The organism is Mycolicibacterium aubagnense, from assembly GCF_010730955.1.
Lineage (GTDB): Bacteria > Actinomycetota > Actinomycetes > Mycobacteriales > Mycobacteriaceae > Mycobacterium > Mycobacterium aubagnense.
The window spans coordinates 153,738-169,874 of the sequence record NZ_AP022577.1; the positions used below are offsets into that span (position 1 = coordinate 153,738).

Genomic DNA, 16,137 nt, shown 5'->3' on the forward strand with positions numbered 1-16,137 from the left:
ATCGCCATCGTGCTGGCATTCACCGGCGCCGCGCAGTCCACCGCGGATCCGGGGCCCGACCCGGCGCAGATCGCCGACGTCCTGGTCGCCGACGAACAGGCGGTGCGCGACCCGGCGACGCCGGAACCCGCGTTGATCGCGGCGGCGCACCGGCAGCAGGCGGCGTATCGCGATATCGCTCGGCACCCCGAATGGGACGCGGTCATCGCACCGCACATCCCGCCTGCCCTGGCCGCGGCGTATGAACACAACGTCGACGCCGGTCGTCAACTGTTCGGGATGACACCGCCGCGCGACACCGTCCCGCCGTGGACCATCCAGCCGCCGGCGCCCGCCGACGAACTACTCGGCTACTACCGCGAGGCTCAGGCAATGTCCGGGGTCGACTGGACGTACCTCGCGGCGATCAACCTCGTCGAATCGCGATTCGGCCGGATCAACGGCGACAGTACGGCCGGCGCGCAGGGGCCCATGCAGTTCCTGCCGTCGACGTTCGCCGCGTACGGCACCGGTGACGTCCGCGCGCCGCGCGATGCCATCCTCGCGGCCGGTCGCTACCTGGCCGCCAACGGCTTCGCCGCGGATCGGGACGGCGCCCTGCACCACTACAACCATTCCGGCGCGTACGTCCGTGCGGTCGACGACTACGCGGCGGTGCTGGCCGCCGATCCTGCGGCGTTCGCGGGCTACTACCAATGGCAGGTCTACTACCGGACCACGGTCGGGGACCTCGTGCTGCCCGTCGGATACTCGGCGTCGACTCCGATGCCGGCGGCTGACTACCTGGCGTCACACGCGCAGTAGTCCCGGTCAGCGCTCGCGCCGATTGCGGCCGCCGGCGCCCGTGATGGCACACTGGTCAGTACCGTGGCACGGCGATCGGCTGGTCCTGCTCGCGTGCCTGCTCACAGAGTCAACAGAACGAAAGATTTTCGCTGTCATGGATTTGGTTGTTTTCCTGCCGCTGCTCCTGGTCATGGGTGCCTTCATGTTCTTCGCGTCGCGGCGGCAGCGGAAGCAGATGCAGGCCACCATCGACCTGCACAACTCGCTGAAGGTTGGCGACCGCGTGCACACCACGTCCGGTCTGCTCGCCACCATCACCCGGATCGACGACGACAATGTCGATCTGGAGATCGCTCCCGGCGTCGTCACCACCTGGATGAAGCTGGCTGTGCGCGACCGCATCGAACCCGAGGTCGAGACTGCTGACGAGCTGACCTCGCCTGCTGTCGAAGAAGGCGCGCCGAAGACTGAAGGCTGATTTTCCCGCACCAACACGTACCCTTTGCGGGGCTGACGTACCGATTCTCAAGGAGAACCTAGAACCGTGGCATCGTCTTCGGCGCCGGTGCACCCATACCGCTATCTGTCGTTGTTCCTGGCGCTGCTCGTCGGTGCCTACCTCCTGGTGTTTCTCACCGGCGACAAGCAGGCCAAGCCCAAGCTGGGCATCGACCTGCAGGGCGGTACCCGGGTCACCCTGACTGCACGTACCCCTGACGGCTCGGCCCCGTCCCGCGAGGCGCTGATCCAGGCGCAGGAGATCATCGGCTCCCGCGTGAACGGTCTCGGTGTCTCCGGCTCCGAGGTTGTGATCGACGGTTCGAATCTGATCATCACCGTGCCCGGTCAGGACGGCAGCGAAGCCCGCAACCTGGGGCAGACCGCGCGGCTGTATATCCGGCCGGTCGTCCACGTCATCCCGGCTCAGGGTGCGCAACCGGCCAAGCCCGCTGCGCCTGCCGCTCCGGTTCCCGGTGCTCCGGGTGGCATCCCAGGAGTACCTGGCATGCCCGGAATGCCCGGAATGCCGCCGCTGATCGCCCCGGCTGAGCCCGAGGCCCCGATCACCCCGCCGACGCCCGGCATGCCCGCGCACCCGGCGTCCACCGCGCCCGCTCCGGCGCCGCAGCCGCGTCCGTTCCCCGAGGAGCCGACCCCGGCGCCGTCGGACACCTCGACCGCTCCTGCACCCGCAGAGCCAGGTACCCCTGCAGCTCCGGCTGAACCAGGTGCGCCCGCCGCACCGGGTGAACCGGGTGCCCCCGCTGCACCTGCCCCTGGCGCTCCGGCTCCTGGCGCTCCGGCTCCTGGCGCCCCCGCCGAGCACGGTCCCAAGGCCGAACTGGCCCAGCGCATCGCCGACGAGAAGGCCCTGCGTCAAAGCACCCAGCCGCAGATCCAGCTGCTGGCGCTGCAGTTCCAGGCCACCCGCTGCGACCAGCAGGACGTGCTGGCCGGCAACGACGACCCGAACCTGCCGCTCGTGACGTGCTCCAAGGACCACAAAGAGGTCTACTTGCTGGACAAGTCGATCATCAGCGGTGACGAGATCAAGGACGCCTCGTCAGGTCTGAATCAGCAGCAGGGCGAGTACGTCGTCGACGTCACGTTCAAGGAGAAGGCCGCCGACGTGTGGGCCAACTTCACCGCCGCCAACATCGGCACGCAGACGGCCTTCGTGCTCGACTCCCAGGTGGTCAGTGCGCCGGCCATCCAGGAGGCGATCCCGGGCGGACGTACGCAGATCACCGGCCACTTCAACGCCACGTCGGCGAAAGACCTGGCCAACGTGCTGAAGTACGGCTCGCTGCCGCTGTCGTTTGAGTCGTCGGAGGCCCAAACCGTGTCGGCCACGCTCGGCTTGACGTCGCTGAAGGCGGGCTTGATCGCCGGTGCGATCGGTCTTGCGCTCGTGCTGCTGTATTCGCTGATCTACTACCGCTTGCTCGGACTTCTTGTCGCCTTGTCGTTGATCATCTCCGGCGCAATGGTTTTCGCGCTGCTGGTACTGCTGGGCAGATACATCAACTACACGTTGGACCTGGCGGGCGTCGCCGGCATCATCATCAGCATCGGCACAACTGCGGACTCGTTCGTGGTGCTATTCGAACGTGTCAAGGACGAGATCCGCGAAGGCCGATCGTTCCGTTCGGCGGTGCCACGAGGTTGGACGCGGGCCCGCAAGACAATCCTGTCGGGCAACGCAGTCACGTTGTTGGCAGCCGTGGTGCTCTACATCCTGGCCGTCGGACAGGTGAAGGGTTTCGCGTTCACCACCGGCCTGATGACCGTCATCAACGTCGTCGTGGTGTTCCTGGTGACGTGGCCGCTGGTGTATCTGGCGTCGAAGTCGCGCATGATCGCCAAGCCAGCGTTCAACGGGTTGGGCGCGGTGCAGCGGATCGCACAGGAACGACGAGCCGCCTCATATGCGGCCACGGAACAGGGATAGGCAGATGGCTGCGAACGATTCCAATGACCTCGACACGACGAGCGTCATCGAACCGCCCGACATCGAGTCGGTCAGCGCGCCGAAGCACGGCTTCCTCACGCAGCTTTACACCGGCACCGGGGCGTTCAACATCATCGGCCGACGGAAGGTGTGGTTCGCGGTCAGCGGTCTGATCCTCACGATCGGCATCGCGAGCATCATCATCCGTGGTTTCACGTTCGGCATCGACTTCATCGGCGGTACCCAGGTTTCGTTGCCGGCCGCCGGCGCACACGAAACAGCCACGGTGCAGCAGGTCGAGGATGTCTTTACCAAGACATTGGGCAAGGCTCCTCAGTCGGTCCAGACCGTTGGCACGGGTGACTCGGCGACGGTGCAGATTCGGTCGACGACGCTGTCGAACGACGAAGTAGACAAGCTCCGCAGCGCGCTGTTCGACAAATTCCAGCCGAAGGGCAAGGACGGACAGCCGAGCAAGTTGGCGATCAGCGATTCCGGAGTGTCCGAGACGTGGGGCCAGCAGATCACCCACAAGGGCGTCATTGCGCTGGTGGTGTTCGTCGTCCTGGCGGCGATCTATGTCGCAATACGATATGAGCCCTACATGGCGGCCGCGGCGTCGGCCGCGATGTTCTACACGGTCGTCACCACCGCTGGCATTTACTCGCTTGTCGGATGGGAAGTAACCCCAGCAACCGTGATCGGGCTGCTGACGATTCTGGGATATTCCATCTACGACACTGTCGTTGTGTTCGACAAGGTGGAGGAGAACACCCACGGTTTCGAGCACACCACTAGACGCACTTACGCCGAACAGGCCAACTTGGCGGTCAACCAGACATTTATGCGGTCTATCAACACGGGCCTGATCGCGATGCTGCCGATCGTCGCCTTGATGGTGATCGCAGTGTGGATGCTCGGTGTCGGGACACTGAAGGATCTGGCCCTGGTCCAGCTGATTGGTATCTTCACCGGCCACTACTCGTCGATCTTCTTTGCGACGCCGCTGCTGGTGTCGATGCGCGAGCGCACCGACCTGGTAAAGAACCACACTCGCCGCGTGCTCAACCGCCGCAAGTCGTCGACCGAGCGCGGCAGTGCCGGCGGCGAGGAAGTGAGTGTCGGTGCAGTGGCGGTCGATGCACCGGAGAAGCCGGCGCCGGGGGCCAAGCCGTTGCGCCCGACCGGTAAGCCGTCGGGTAAGCGAAACAGCCGGGGCTAGCCCTTGATGCCCGCCCGGTTCCGCCGAACCGCATTGGCTGGTGCGGTGCTGTTGGTGGCCGGTTTCGGCCTGTCCGGTTGTGGCAGTTCGACCGACGCCGTCGACTACATCGTCGACGGCGCGCTGCCCACCTACAACACCGCGTCGGTCATCGGCGCGGCTTCGGGTGCGCCGCAGGCATTTTCGCGGGTGCAGACGGGTTTCAACTTTCGAGGACCCGACGGCCAGGTGGTTGCCGACCGCGACTTCGGCACCGTTTCGGTGGTCGGACGTTCCCCGCTGACCCTCGACTACAAGATCAACGACAGTGCCGTGTACTCCGACGGCAAACCCGTCACGTGTGACGACATGGTGCTGGCCTGGGCCGCGCAGTCGGGCCAGTTCCCGGCGTTCGACGCGGCCAGTCGCGCCGGGTACGTCGACGTGGCCGCCGTCGACTGCACGCCGGGTCAGAAGCGCGCTCGCGTCACCTTTGTTCGAGACCGCGACATCACCGACTATGGGCAGTTGTTCGCCGCGACGTCGCTGCTGCCGGCGCACGTGCTGGACGACTCGCTCGGTCTCGGGGACGGCGGGGTGACGAAGGCGCTGCAGACCGGCGACGGACCGGCCATCGACAAGATCGCCGCAGCGTGGAACACCACCTGGGACCTGAAACCCGACGCGGACCTCAAACGGTTCCCGTCGGCCGGCCCGTACAAGCTGGCGTCGGTGGCGAAAGACGGCTCGATCACCTTGGCTGCCAATGACAAATGGTGGGGCGCCAAGCCGGTGATCGGCGAGATCACGGTGACCCCGCGGGGTGCGGACCTGGTGAGCCGGATCAAGTCGGGCAAGGTCGAGATCGTCGACATCGCCGCCGGTGTGCTCGGCAAGGACGATGTGCCGGCGAGCTACGTGCGCACCGACAGCTCGTCCGACGACATCCAGCAGTTGATCTTCGCGGCCCAGGGTGCGTTGGCTGATCCCGGTGCGCGCCGCGCCGTCGCGCTCTGCACGCCGCGGGACGCCATCGGCGCCGCGGTCGGGGTTCCGGTCAGCAACGCCCGGCTGAACACGGCGTCGGACGATTCTCTCACCGTGGCCGAAAACGTCGATGCAAGCGGACAATTCGCCGCCGCTGACGTCGACGGGGCACGGGCCGCGGCGGGCGGCCAGCCGCTGACCGTGCGCTTGGGTTATCGCGGCCCGGACGCGCGGCTGGCCTCGGTGGTCGCCGCGATCACGAAGTCGTGCGCCGCTGCGGGTATCACCGTGCAGGACGTGGCCTCGCCGACGGTGGGTGCACAAAGTCTGCGCGCCAACGACATTGACGTGCTCTTGTCCGGTGGCGGGGGAGCGGCGGGCAGCGGGTCCAGTGGCTCGTCGGTGGCGGATTCCTACGCCCTGCACGGCGGCAACGGCAACAATCTCTCCGGATATGCCAATGAACGCGTCGACGGCGTCATCGCGGCCCTCGCGGTGACCACCGACCCCAAGGAGCAGGCGCGCCTACTCGGTGAAGGTGCGACGGTGCTCTGGGGTGATGTGCCGACCCTGCCGCTGTATCGGCAGCAGCGGACGCTGCTGGTATCGAAAGACATGACGTTGGTGCGCGGCAATCCCACGCGGTGGGGTGCCGGCTGGAACATGGACCGTTGGGGAAGCAAGTGAACGATCTGAATGCCCTCTTCGCCGAACTCGTCCGTGAGGTGCCGGATTTCCCGGAGCCCGGCATCCAGTTCAAGGATCTGACGCCGCTACTGGCCGACGGCCGCGGGCTGGCGGCCGTGACGGCCGCCCTCGCCGAGATCGCCGAGGGCGTGGACCTGGTCGCGGGTATCGATGCTCGCGGCTTCCTGCTGGGGGCCGCGGTCGCGACGCGGCTGCGCACCGGTGTCCTCGCGGTCCGCAAGGGCGGGAAGTTGCCGCCGCCGGTGTACAGCCAGACCTACACACTGGAGTACGGCACCGCAACGCTGGAGATTCCCGCTGACGGGATCGATCTGACCGGCCGGCGCGTTGTCGTCATAGACGACGTGCTGGCTACCGGCGGAACGGTTGCTGCGACGGTGCGGCTGCTGCAGGCAGCAGGTGCGACGGTGACCGCGGCCGCGGTCGTGCTGGAGCTGAACGGCCTCGGTGGACGCGCTGTGCTGGAACCGCTCCCGGTCACCAGCCTGTACGTGGTCTGAGGGGCTATTCTCGACAAACCAGGTGTAGGAGGTGTGCGGCGTTGGCTGACGACAAGGTGACGCAGGTCCAGTCGGCGCCGACTGAGCCGTCGCCAGGGACGTCGCTGGAGACGACCAAGACCACCGTCAGCGCATCCCGCCGGGTACGTGCCCGGCTCGCGCGACGGATGACCGCTCAGCGCAGCATGGTTAACCCGGTCCTCGAACCGTTGGTCGCCGTGCACCGGGAGTACTACCCGAAGGCCGACCTGGCGATCCTGCAGCGCGCCTACGAGATTGCCGAGGAGCGGCACGCGCCGCAGCTGCGCAAGTCCGGTGACCCGTACATCACCCACCCGCTGGCCGTCGCCAACATCCTGGCCGAACTCGGCATGGACACCACGACGCTCGTCGCCGCGCTGCTGCACGACACCGTCGAGGACACCGGATACACCCTGGAGGCGCTCACCGCCGAATTCGGCACCGAGGTCGGCCACCTGGTCGACGGCGTCACCAAACTGGACAAGGTCGTGCTCGGCTCGGCCGCCGAGGCCGAGACCATCCGCAAGATGATCATCGCCATGGCCCGCGATCCCCGCGTGCTGGTGATCAAGGTCGCCGACCGGCTGCACAACATGCGCACCATGCGGTTCCTGCCGCCGGAGAAGCAGGCCCGCAAGGCCCGCGAGACGCTGGAAGTCATTGCGCCGCTTGCTCATCGGCTCGGTATGGCCACCGTGAAGTGGGAGCTCGAGGACCTGTCCTTCGCTATCCTGCACCCCAAACGGTACGAGGAGATCGTGCGGCTGGTCGCCGACCGGGCGCCGTCGCGTGACACCTATCTGGCCAAGGTGCGTGCCGAGATCGCCAGTTCGCTGCTCGCCATGAAGATCAACGCGACGGTCGAGGGCCGGCCCAAGCACTACTGGTCCATCTACCAGAAGATGATCGTCAAAGGCCGCGACTTCGACGACATCCACGACCTGGTGGGCGTGCGCATCCTGTGCGACGAGATCCGGGACTGCTACGCCGCAGTCGGCGTCGTGCACTCGTTGTGGCAGCCGATGGCCGGCCGATTCAAGGATTACATCGCGCAGCCGCGCTTTGGCGTCTACCAGTCGCTGCACACCACAGTCGTCGGCCCGGAGGGCAAGCCGCTGGAGGTGCAGATCCGCACCATCGACATGCACCGCACCGCGGAGTACGGCATCGCGGCGCACTGGCGCTACAAGGAAGCCAAGGGCCGCAACGGTTTGCCGGCAGGCGGTCATGCCACCGAGATCGACGACATGGCGTGGATGCGCCAACTTCTCGACTGGCAGCGGGAAGCCGCCGACCCCGGCGAGTTCCTGGAGTCGCTGCGCTACGACCTTGCCGTGCAGGAGATTTTCGTGTTCACGCCGAAGGGTGACGTGATCACGCTGCCCGCCGGTTCGACGCCCGTCGACTTCGCGTACGCGGTGCACACCGAGGTCGGCCACCGCTGTATCGGTGCCCGGGTCAATGGGCGACTGGTGGCACTCGAGCGCAAGCTCGAGAACGGCGAAGTGGTCGAGGTTTTCACCTCCAAGGCGCAGAACGCCGGTCCCTCCCGCGACTGGCAGACGTTCGTGGTGTCGCCGCGCGCGAAGGCCAAGATCCGGCAGTGGTTCGCCAAGGAGCGGCGTGAAGAGGCGCTGGAGACCGGCAAGGACGCCATCGCCCGTGAGGTGCGCCGTAGCGGAATGCCGTTGCAGCGCTTGATGAACGCAGAGCTCATGGCCGCGCTGGCCCGCGAGCTGCGCTACGCCGATGTCTCGGCGCTGTACACCGCGGTCGGCGAGGGCCATGTCTCGGCTCGGCACGTCGTGCAGCGGTTGGTGGCCACGCTCGGTGGTGACGACGAAGCCGCCGACGAGATCGCCGAACGGTCGACGCCGGCCACCATGCCGGTGCGACGACGCACGAACGACGATGTCGGCGTGGCTGTTCCGGGCGCGCCCGGGGTGCTGTGCAAGTTGGCCAAATGCTGTACGCCGGTGCCCGGCGACAACATCATGGGCTTCGTCACGCGTGGTGGTGGCGTCAGCGTGCACCGCACCGACTGCACCAATGCCGCGTCGCTGCAACAGCAGGCCGAGCGCATCATCGACGTGAAGTGGGCGCCGTCGCCGTCGTCGGTATTCTTGGTGGCCATTCAGGTCGAGGCACTGGACCGGCACCGGCTGCTCTCCGACGTCACCCGGGTGCTCGCCGATGAGAAGGTGAACATCCTGTCGGCGTCGGTGACCACGTCCAACGATCGAGTTGCGATCAGCCGCTTCACTTTTGAAATGGGTGACCCGAAGCACCTCGGCCACGTGCTGAACGTGGTGCGCAATGTCGAGGGTGTGTACGACGTCTACCGCGTGACTTCCGCCGCCTGACGCTGGTTTTCTGCTGCCGCTCGTGATTTGAGCAAACTCGTGGTCGGCGCTGTGCGAGATTGGTGCAGGACTGGGGTTGGTGGTGCGGGTAATCTCAGATGCGGGACTGTCCAGATGTGGGGGTGGACGCGTTGAGCGGTGAATTGAAGGTCGATCTGGAGACGATGTCGTGGTCGGCGGCGGAATCGGTCCAGCGAGCCCCGGCCCCGAACGTACCTGCCGCCGGTGATCCGGTCAGCCTGATGCTGTCTTCGTATCTTCCAGGGTTAGTCGACGGGACTAACGAAAAGGTGGCGGCGGCGCAGTCGGAAGATCAAGCCCTTGCCGGCAAGGTTTCCTCTGCCCGGGGCGCCTACCAGAACGCTGACGACGCGGGTGGACAAGCGATCCAGAAGGCCGGTGAGACCCTCAATCCGGCATCCAGTGCTGGCAAGCCCGGCGGTGGTGCTGACGGCGGAATGGGTCAGTTCGGCCAGATGATGGGCATGGCGATGCAGGCCTTCCAGGCGCCCGCCCAGGCCATGCAGGCGCTGGGTTCGGTTCCGCAGACGGCGATGCAGGCCGCTCAACAGGTCGGGCAGCAAGTCCAGCAGTTGGCGGGCCAGGCGGGCAAGGACGGCGGCAAGCCTGGCGATGCTGGCGCTGGCGCAGCAGGTGCAGGTGGGGTCGGTGGCACCCAGACCAAGCCGGAAGATCGCAAGCCGGGCGAGGAAAAGGCCGAGGACAAACGGGACGAGAAGCCCGAGGAAAAGAAGGACCCCGAGGCCGACAAGAAGCACGCGGCAGCCGGGCCGAGCAGTGGCACATCAGCGCCGGTGCCGCCGTTGACTCCTGCGCCGCGTTCCGGGCGGCATGCCGCGAATCCCGCGGTTGATGTGTAATTTTCGGTCTTGACTGTTTTGCGTTGTGTGTTTGTGAGGGAGGGGCGATCTGTGACGCAACCGCCGACGTGGGGTGCGCCCCCGCCGCAGCCGCCGGGTGGCTGGCAGAATCAGCCGGGTCCGGGCGGGCAGTGGGGTCAGCAGCAGCTGTGGCCGGCTCCGGTGCCGCCGAAAAAGGGCGGTGCTGCCAAGTGGGCCATCGGGGCGGTGGCGTTGGTTGGGGTGATCGCGGTGACGGCCGTAGTCGCGGTGTCGTGCACCAAGAACAGCGGTGGTAGCAACGGTGGCAGTACTTCTGCTGCGCCGTCGGACGTCGCGAGCGCCAACGACAAAGGGCCCGTAGGCATCATTACCGAGGACCCGTCGTGTGCGCCGTGGGTACCCATTACCAACACCCTCGGAGACCTGGAAGCAAAGGGCTGGAGAGATCGAGACCCGTCCATCCCAGCAGCGTCGTGGACTCCCGAGGTCAAGGCTCAGTATGACGCAATTAGCAAGGCGTGGCGGAAAGGCGCCGATCAGACTGTGCAACTGGCCAAGACTACGCCTCACCGGGTGATGCGTGAACTGTATTCGCAATCGATTGCGTATATGCGTGCATATGCGGACAGTATCCCCACGTATACTCAAGCGGACGACAGTCTCGCCCGTGCCGCAACTACGACCGGTCTCGTAATTACATATATCTGCAACGCGATTTCGTCTGGTTCGGCGGCCGCACGCGCGGCCTTAGTTCCCGCCCTCGCGGCACCGGCAGCGGTTGCTCCAGTCGGAGATCTATCGAATCCACAACGACTATTTGGCACTCCAGACGTGGTGTGTTCCGACTTGACACCTACGCTTGAGCAATTACTCGAGAGCCCAGTGTTCAAGAGTTGGCTGAACACGAATCCGCAGATTCCGGTAGCCAATTGGTCTCCGGAACAGCAGTCCCTTACCGACGCTGTAGTGCCGATTATGTCGTCAACAGCTGATGCTCTGGAGAAGCTTGCACACAGGACTTCGAATGCCGTCGTTCAGGATTTCATCTTGCTTGGCGTGCAGTATCGGCGGACTTATATCGAGTCACTGCCCACCTATCAGCCCTCTGACTCGAATATCTATTTGGCGGGTCAATACGCGCCCGGTGTAGTGGCGATGGCGTGCAAGTAAACTGCGGGCGCGAAGGGTATACGAACGTTGGTATTTGATAGCTGTGTAGGCCTTTTAGCGCCGCTGTTTGCTTTAGACGAACGCGCAGAGGTACCGGCGGAAGGGTGAAACCGTGCCAGAAATTGTGCCCTATGATGATGGCGATTGGGGGAAACAGACCGTAGTCGGACCCGCATTTCCCAACGTTCACGAGAATGCGCTGAACGAACTGGCTGAAAGCCTCATGGCTTTGGGCGATCGTCTCGACGGCGAGGTAATCCCGCACCATGCCCACCAGCGAATGCAGTTGTCTGATTGGGAAGGGGAAGCTGGTCGGTTGGCGGAGGCCGCGGCGGGGGGTGTGCTTGGCTCATATGGGGATGCGTGCAAAGCCGCATACGAGGCGGCGCGAAAGGTGTTCCGCGCGGAATCTGCGGTAGTACAGACTAAGAACGACGTCAATAACACGGCCCGCGCTGTCCAGAGTGGCTGTCAGGCGTTCTACGACGCTAGCAAAGCAATGTTTGCGGCTGGCGAGGCTAATCGAGCGAGTGACCCGGTAGCTGCCAGTGCATTTTTTCAATCTGCTGCGCTGTTTACTGCACAGATCCAGACCCTAATCAAGGTGGGGTTGGCTGAAAACATTGCTGCGGTGGCCGCGTGTGCGACTGGACTGGCAAAAGAACTGGGCGTTCCACCAGGTACTCCGGGGGCGGATGGAAAGATGCCGCCACCACCTCCACCGCCGGTTCAAAACGCCGGTGCGCCCGGCATGGCACCGGTTTCGGTGGTGCCGGGTAGCCCGTCGGGGTCTGGTGGTACACAGGGGGGTGGTTTGCTAGGCGGCAACAATTCTCACGGGGGAGGCCAGCCGCCTTCCCCGCAAGCGAATGACACACCGGAAACAAGCCAGAGTGGTGGTTCCACGGGCGGCCCGAGTTCCCATGGTGGTGGTGAGCCGCCCAAACAAGAACTGCCCAAACCAGAAATGGCCGCAAATCAAAAAGGCGGATCGCTGGACGGCCCGGGTCACGGCACGCCGACTCAGGCTACTGCGGCCGGCACTGCTGACGTAGCTCCCGGCGCGGGTCCTGCTGGCGGCGCGCCTCCGCCTGCTGGTGGCATCAACGCGGCGATGGGTCCATCAGGTTCGCGTCCGACTTCGTCAGCGACAACGTCGGCCAGTGCGCCGTCAACGTCGTCGGCAGCCACCTCGGCGTTGGGCAGCCCGTCCAGCTCCGCGACCGGCCAGCAAAGCACCGGCCAGCAAACTGGTCAGCAGGGTCAGGGTCAGCAGACGCCGAAGAATCCGTTCGGTCAACTCCCGACGCAGCCGTTGTCCGCAGCCGCGAACACCGCTCCACTAGCGGCTCCCGAGCAGGCCACCCCAACCGGCACAGGGTCAGGCACCCCGACGGCAGCAGGTAGTGGCGCAGCCACCGGTACCAGCGGAGCGGGTGCGGCGCCTGTCGCGCAGGCAGCGGCGAGCACCGCGGCACCGGCCACGGGCACACCGGCTGGCGCTGCTCCGGCCGCCCCGTTGGGTCCTGCGCCGACGCCGTCGCCGGCGGCGCCGGTCGCGCAGCCGACCACGGGTGCCGCCGGTACCGGTCCGGGTGTGGCGCCGATGTCGGCCAACCAACAGCAGAACGCTGCTGCGGCGGCCCCGATCCCGGTCACGGCGGCGCGGGCAGAGCGCGATGCGATGTCGGCCGCGGCACGGGCCGGTTTGGTTCGCAAGTCAGCGGGCGATGCGGATGTGCAGTTTGCCGAGCGCATCGCAGCGGCCTTGCACGCCCCGCCGTCGATCCCGCCGATGGCGTGGAACTTCGTGTGGGCGGTGGGCGTGACGTCCAATGGCGAGATCATCGCCGCGAATTCCTATGGGGTGTCATTCATTCCGGATGGCATGTGCCTGCCGTCGCAGGTCATCTTCGTGAGCGCCGACGAGAGGATTCCAGCCGGTCAGCGCGGCCGCTGGGTTCGCGAGCCGTTCGTCGCGCTCCAGGCGTGGTGCGCGTTCTACGAGAAGACGCTGAAGGTCGTCATCGGCACCGAGCAGGAAGTGCAACGGTTCGCCGGCAGTATGCAGACGAAAATTATTGCGCCCGAGGATATTCCGACCGACGGGCTGATGAAGGGCCGGACTCGCCTGGAGGTCATCGCTCCCGAGGCGGCGGCGAAGCTGGCCGAATGGCCGGACGCACAGCTGCATGAGGCGTTGCCACCGCAGCCGGTTCAGCTGATTCCACCGGACCCCGCCGCGATCGGCAAAGCGTGGATGGAATCGATCAGGCCGCTGATGCAGACGACCGGCGAGACCTACCGTACGGCGCATCTGGAGAAGCTGGCTGCCTACGGCAGGCTGCAGGAGGCGGCGGCGCTGTACCGGGCGTACACCGCGCCATACGTGGCCGACCTGCGGGCGGCGATCACCGATTGGGTGTGGTGGCAGCAGTTCTCGACCATCCAGGGCGACGCCCAGCTGGTGGAATTGGGCGCGTAGGCGACTACATGCCCTTGGGCAGCATTGCCAGCTGGCGGCTCTGGACCACCACCTGCCCCGTGGAATCGAGGATGACGTGGTCCTCCTCGAACCACGTCTCGCCGACCACGGTCGAGCTGGCCTGCACCCGCAGCCAGCCCGGCGCCGGCCGCCGCCGCACGTAGGTGGTGAGCTGCACGGTCGGCGTCCAGCCGAAGTGCCCCTGATTCATCGTGACCGGGGGAGTGATGTCGCCCGCCATCAACGCGAACAGCAGGGCGGTGTCCGGATTCGCCTCGTCATCGGCGAAGGGCCGCAACCACATTCGGTTCACGGGGTCGCCCTCTTCGCCGGAGAGGAACGGCGTCGCACCATCGAGCAGGAACTGGCAACCCTGCGCCACGTGCACAATCTCGCCAACCGCATGGCCACCGGTCACCGGCACGGCGTCCGCGGGCGGCTCGACCGGCAGGTACGACACCCCAAGCGATTCCTGGTAGCGCGGCGGCTTGGCGTCGAGCGGGCCGAGCGTCACCGCACAGCGGACTGCCGCGCGCCCGTTCTGCGACAGCTGCACGTCGACCAGCGCCACCTGGCGCCCGTGCTTGCGCACCGTCGTGGTCAGCTGCACCTCACCGGGATCGGGGGCGTTCAGGTAGTTGGCGGTCACCGCGACCGGCGCCAGCTCGGACTCCCGACCGATGGCCTGCTGCGCGGCCGCGGCACACACCGCCATCATGCAGCCCCCGTGCACCTTCGGGCCGATGGTCCATACCGGATCGATCGTGGCGGTGAAGGTGCCCTCACCCACCGCGGTGACGGTGGTGAGGTCGGTGAATGGGTGCGCAGTCATCTCTTCTCCAACGATGCCGTGGTGGTTGCTGATTCCGGAACGGGCAAAGTCCGCTACCTATTCAGCCGGATTTCGATGTCACCTGCGGAAACGGTGGCAGCATTCGGATCATCGGTGACGATCACGCCAACCCGATTGCCGGACCCGCGGTCTACGAAACACAACGGACCGTGCCCGCCCTTCTGCAGATGTTTGTCGCCCCACTGGCTCATCGCCAGGTACACCGGCAGCAGGTCTTCGCCGGCCTCGGTCAGTCGGTACTCGTCGCGGGCGCGCTTGCCGGGCTCCTGATAGGGCACCCGGACCATCAGTTCCGCGGCCTCCAACTGCTTGAGTGCCCGCGACACAGCTGGAGCCGACGTCCCGATCCGGTCGACGAAGTCTTCAAATCGGGTTGTGCCGAAAAGACTCTCGCGAACGGCGAGGAAAACGGTCTTGGTGCTGAGCAGGTCCAGAAGCTTGGCCACCGAACAGGCATTACCGATCGACCACTGCCGGTCGCGCAGTCTTTCTTCGAACTCCATCACATACCTTCTTTTGGATAACGCTTGCGTTACTCAGATATCCGTGCTTCCATCTTAGTAACGACATCGTTATTCAGCAAGGGAGAGTGGTCTACATGGTGGCAGTGGCGGGCAAAGTGGTCGTGGTGACCGGCGGTCGACGGGGTCTCGGGGCCGCTCTGGTCGACGAGCTGCTGGCGCGGGGAGTGCGCAAGGTGTACTCGACGGGCCGTTCGTCGTTCACCGATGAACGCGCGCAAGTGGTCCCGGTTGAGCTCGAAGTACGCTCGGAGGCTTCAGTTTCCGCGTTCGCCGATATCGCGTCGGACGCCGAGATCGTTTTCAACAACGCCGGCATCCTGTTGCCCGACGCGCTGCTGACAGGCAGCTTCGATGACATCGAGACAACGTTCGACATCAACGTCTTCGGGCCGCTGCGGGTGGCCCGCGCCTTCGCGCCGATCTTGGCGTCCAATGGAGGCGGCGCACTGGTCAACATGCATTCGGTGCTGTCGTGGGTGGCCGGAAGCGCAGCCTATGGCGCCTCCAAGGCAGCAATCTGGTCGGTGACCAACTCGCTGCGCGGCGAGCTCGCTGCACAAGGCACTCAGGTGGTCGGTGTCCACGCCGGACTGATCGAGACCGAGATGGCCGCGAACATTCCCGGTCCCAAGACCACGGCGGCAGACATCGCCACACGCATCATCGACGGCCTGGAATCCGGCGCGGTCGAGGTCCTGGCTGATGACGTGTCGGTGGGTGTGAAGTCCGCGTTGTCCGGTCCTGTGGAGAACCTGACCTTCGCGATGGCGGTCTGAACCATCATGCCGCTGTGGACCATTCATCACACACCGGATTTCTTCACCGCCGAGGACAAGCGCGAGCTGGCCTCGCGCATCACCGATCACTACGAGAAGGCCGGGCTGCCGCGCTTCTACGTCGTGGTGATCTTCACCGAAACGCGCTCGGACAACCTGTATGTCGGCGGTGAACAGACCGAGGTTGGGCTACGGGTCGTCATCGACCACATCGCCCGTCACGCCCCGGACAAGAAGAGCCGCAACGGGATTGCCCACTGGATCAAGTCGATCCTGAGCCCGTACCTGGAAGCACACGACAACCCGCACTGGGAGTTCCACGTCGACGAGACCAGCGAGGACCTCTGGATGATCAACGGCTTGATCCCGCCACCCATGGGCTCCGACGCTGAAAAGCGTTGGGTCGCAGACAACGCGGTATCGGCGTACTGACCGCGACGATGCTGCC

General features: G+C 65.6%; 14 protein-coding genes. 12 read left to right on the forward strand and 2 right to left on the reverse strand.

The genetic code is table 11. The features are described from left to right. From G6N59_RS00985 to G6N59_RS01035, 10 genes are all read left to right on the forward strand, one after another. Positions 1–804 (forward strand): lytic transglycosylase domain-containing protein, encoded by an 804-nt coding sequence (locus tag G6N59_RS00985; protein ID WP_407665863.1) that lies wholly within the window; start codon positions 1–3, stop codon positions 802–804. 136 nt (positions 805–940) lie between these two features. After that, positions 941–1,264: a preprotein translocase subunit YajC gene (yajC, locus tag G6N59_RS00990; protein WP_138230414.1), complete on the forward strand. Its 324-nt coding sequence runs from the start codon at positions 941–943 to the stop codon at positions 1,262–1,264. A 66-nt stretch (positions 1,265–1,330) separates the two neighbouring features. Continuing rightward, positions 1,331–3,238: a protein translocase subunit SecD gene (gene secD / locus G6N59_RS00995; RefSeq protein WP_138230415.1), complete on the forward strand. Its 1,908-nt coding sequence runs from the start codon at positions 1,331–1,333 to the stop codon at positions 3,236–3,238. Between the two features lie 4 nt (positions 3,239–3,242). Further along, the gene (gene secF, locus G6N59_RS01000; RefSeq protein ID WP_138230416.1) at positions 3,243–4,460 is read left to right on the forward strand and encodes a protein translocase subunit SecF; all 1,218 of its coding nucleotides are present in this window, start codon (positions 3,243–3,245) and stop codon (positions 4,458–4,460) included. 6 nt (positions 4,461–4,466) lie between these two features. Next, complete coding sequence (locus G6N59_RS01005) at positions 4,467–6,113, forward strand: ABC transporter substrate-binding protein (RefSeq protein WP_138230417.1); 1,647 nt, start codon at positions 4,467–4,469, stop codon at positions 6,111–6,113. After that, the gene (locus G6N59_RS01010) at positions 6,110–6,634 is read left to right on the forward strand and encodes an adenine phosphoribosyltransferase (RefSeq protein WP_138230418.1); all 525 of its coding nucleotides are present in this window, start codon (positions 6,110–6,112) and stop codon (positions 6,632–6,634) included. The genes G6N59_RS01005 and G6N59_RS01010 overlap by 4 nt, the downstream gene beginning before the upstream one ends. A gap of 41 nt (positions 6,635–6,675) precedes the next feature. After that, the gene (locus G6N59_RS01015) at positions 6,676–9,018 is read left to right on the forward strand and encodes a RelA/SpoT family protein (RefSeq protein WP_138230419.1); all 2,343 of its coding nucleotides are present in this window, start codon (positions 6,676–6,678) and stop codon (positions 9,016–9,018) included. A gap of 116 nt (positions 9,019–9,134) precedes the next feature. After that, positions 9,135–9,899 (forward strand): hypothetical protein, encoded by a 765-nt coding sequence (locus G6N59_RS01020; protein ID WP_138230420.1) that lies wholly within the window; start codon positions 9,135–9,137, stop codon positions 9,897–9,899. Positions 9,900–9,950: 51 nt separating this feature from the next. Then, entirely contained in the window at positions 9,951–11,051 is a 1,101-nt protein-coding gene (locus G6N59_RS01025; RefSeq protein WP_138230421.1) for an ESX-1 system-associated protein, read from the forward strand. 1,114 nt (positions 11,052–12,165) lie between these two features. Next, positions 12,166–13,536, forward strand: a complete 1,371-nt coding sequence (locus G6N59_RS01035; RefSeq protein WP_138230422.1) for an EspK C-terminal domain-containing protein — start codon at positions 12,166–12,168, stop codon at positions 13,534–13,536. Positions 13,537–13,540: 4 nt separating this feature from the next. Here G6N59_RS01035 and G6N59_RS01040 read toward each other — a convergent pair whose 3' ends face one another. Continuing rightward, a complete protein-coding gene (locus G6N59_RS01040; protein WP_138230423.1) occupies positions 13,541–14,368 on the reverse strand; it encodes a thioesterase family protein in 828 nt (275 codons plus the stop codon). Positions 14,369–14,421: 53 nt separating this feature from the next. Then, on the reverse strand, positions 14,422–14,892 hold the full coding sequence (locus G6N59_RS01045) for a winged helix-turn-helix transcriptional regulator (protein ID WP_138230424.1): 471 nt from the start codon (positions 14,890–14,892) through the stop codon (positions 14,422–14,424). 95 nt (positions 14,893–14,987) lie between these two features. Here G6N59_RS01045 and G6N59_RS01050 point away from each other — a divergent pair, with 95 nt between their 5' ends. After that, entirely contained in the window at positions 14,988–15,689 is a 702-nt protein-coding gene (locus tag G6N59_RS01050; protein ID WP_138230425.1) for an SDR family oxidoreductase, read from the forward strand. A gap of 6 nt (positions 15,690–15,695) precedes the next feature. Further along, entirely contained in the window at positions 15,696–16,121 is a 426-nt protein-coding gene (locus G6N59_RS01055; protein ID WP_138230426.1) for a tautomerase family protein, read from the forward strand. Positions 16,122–16,137: the final 16 nt, after the last annotated feature.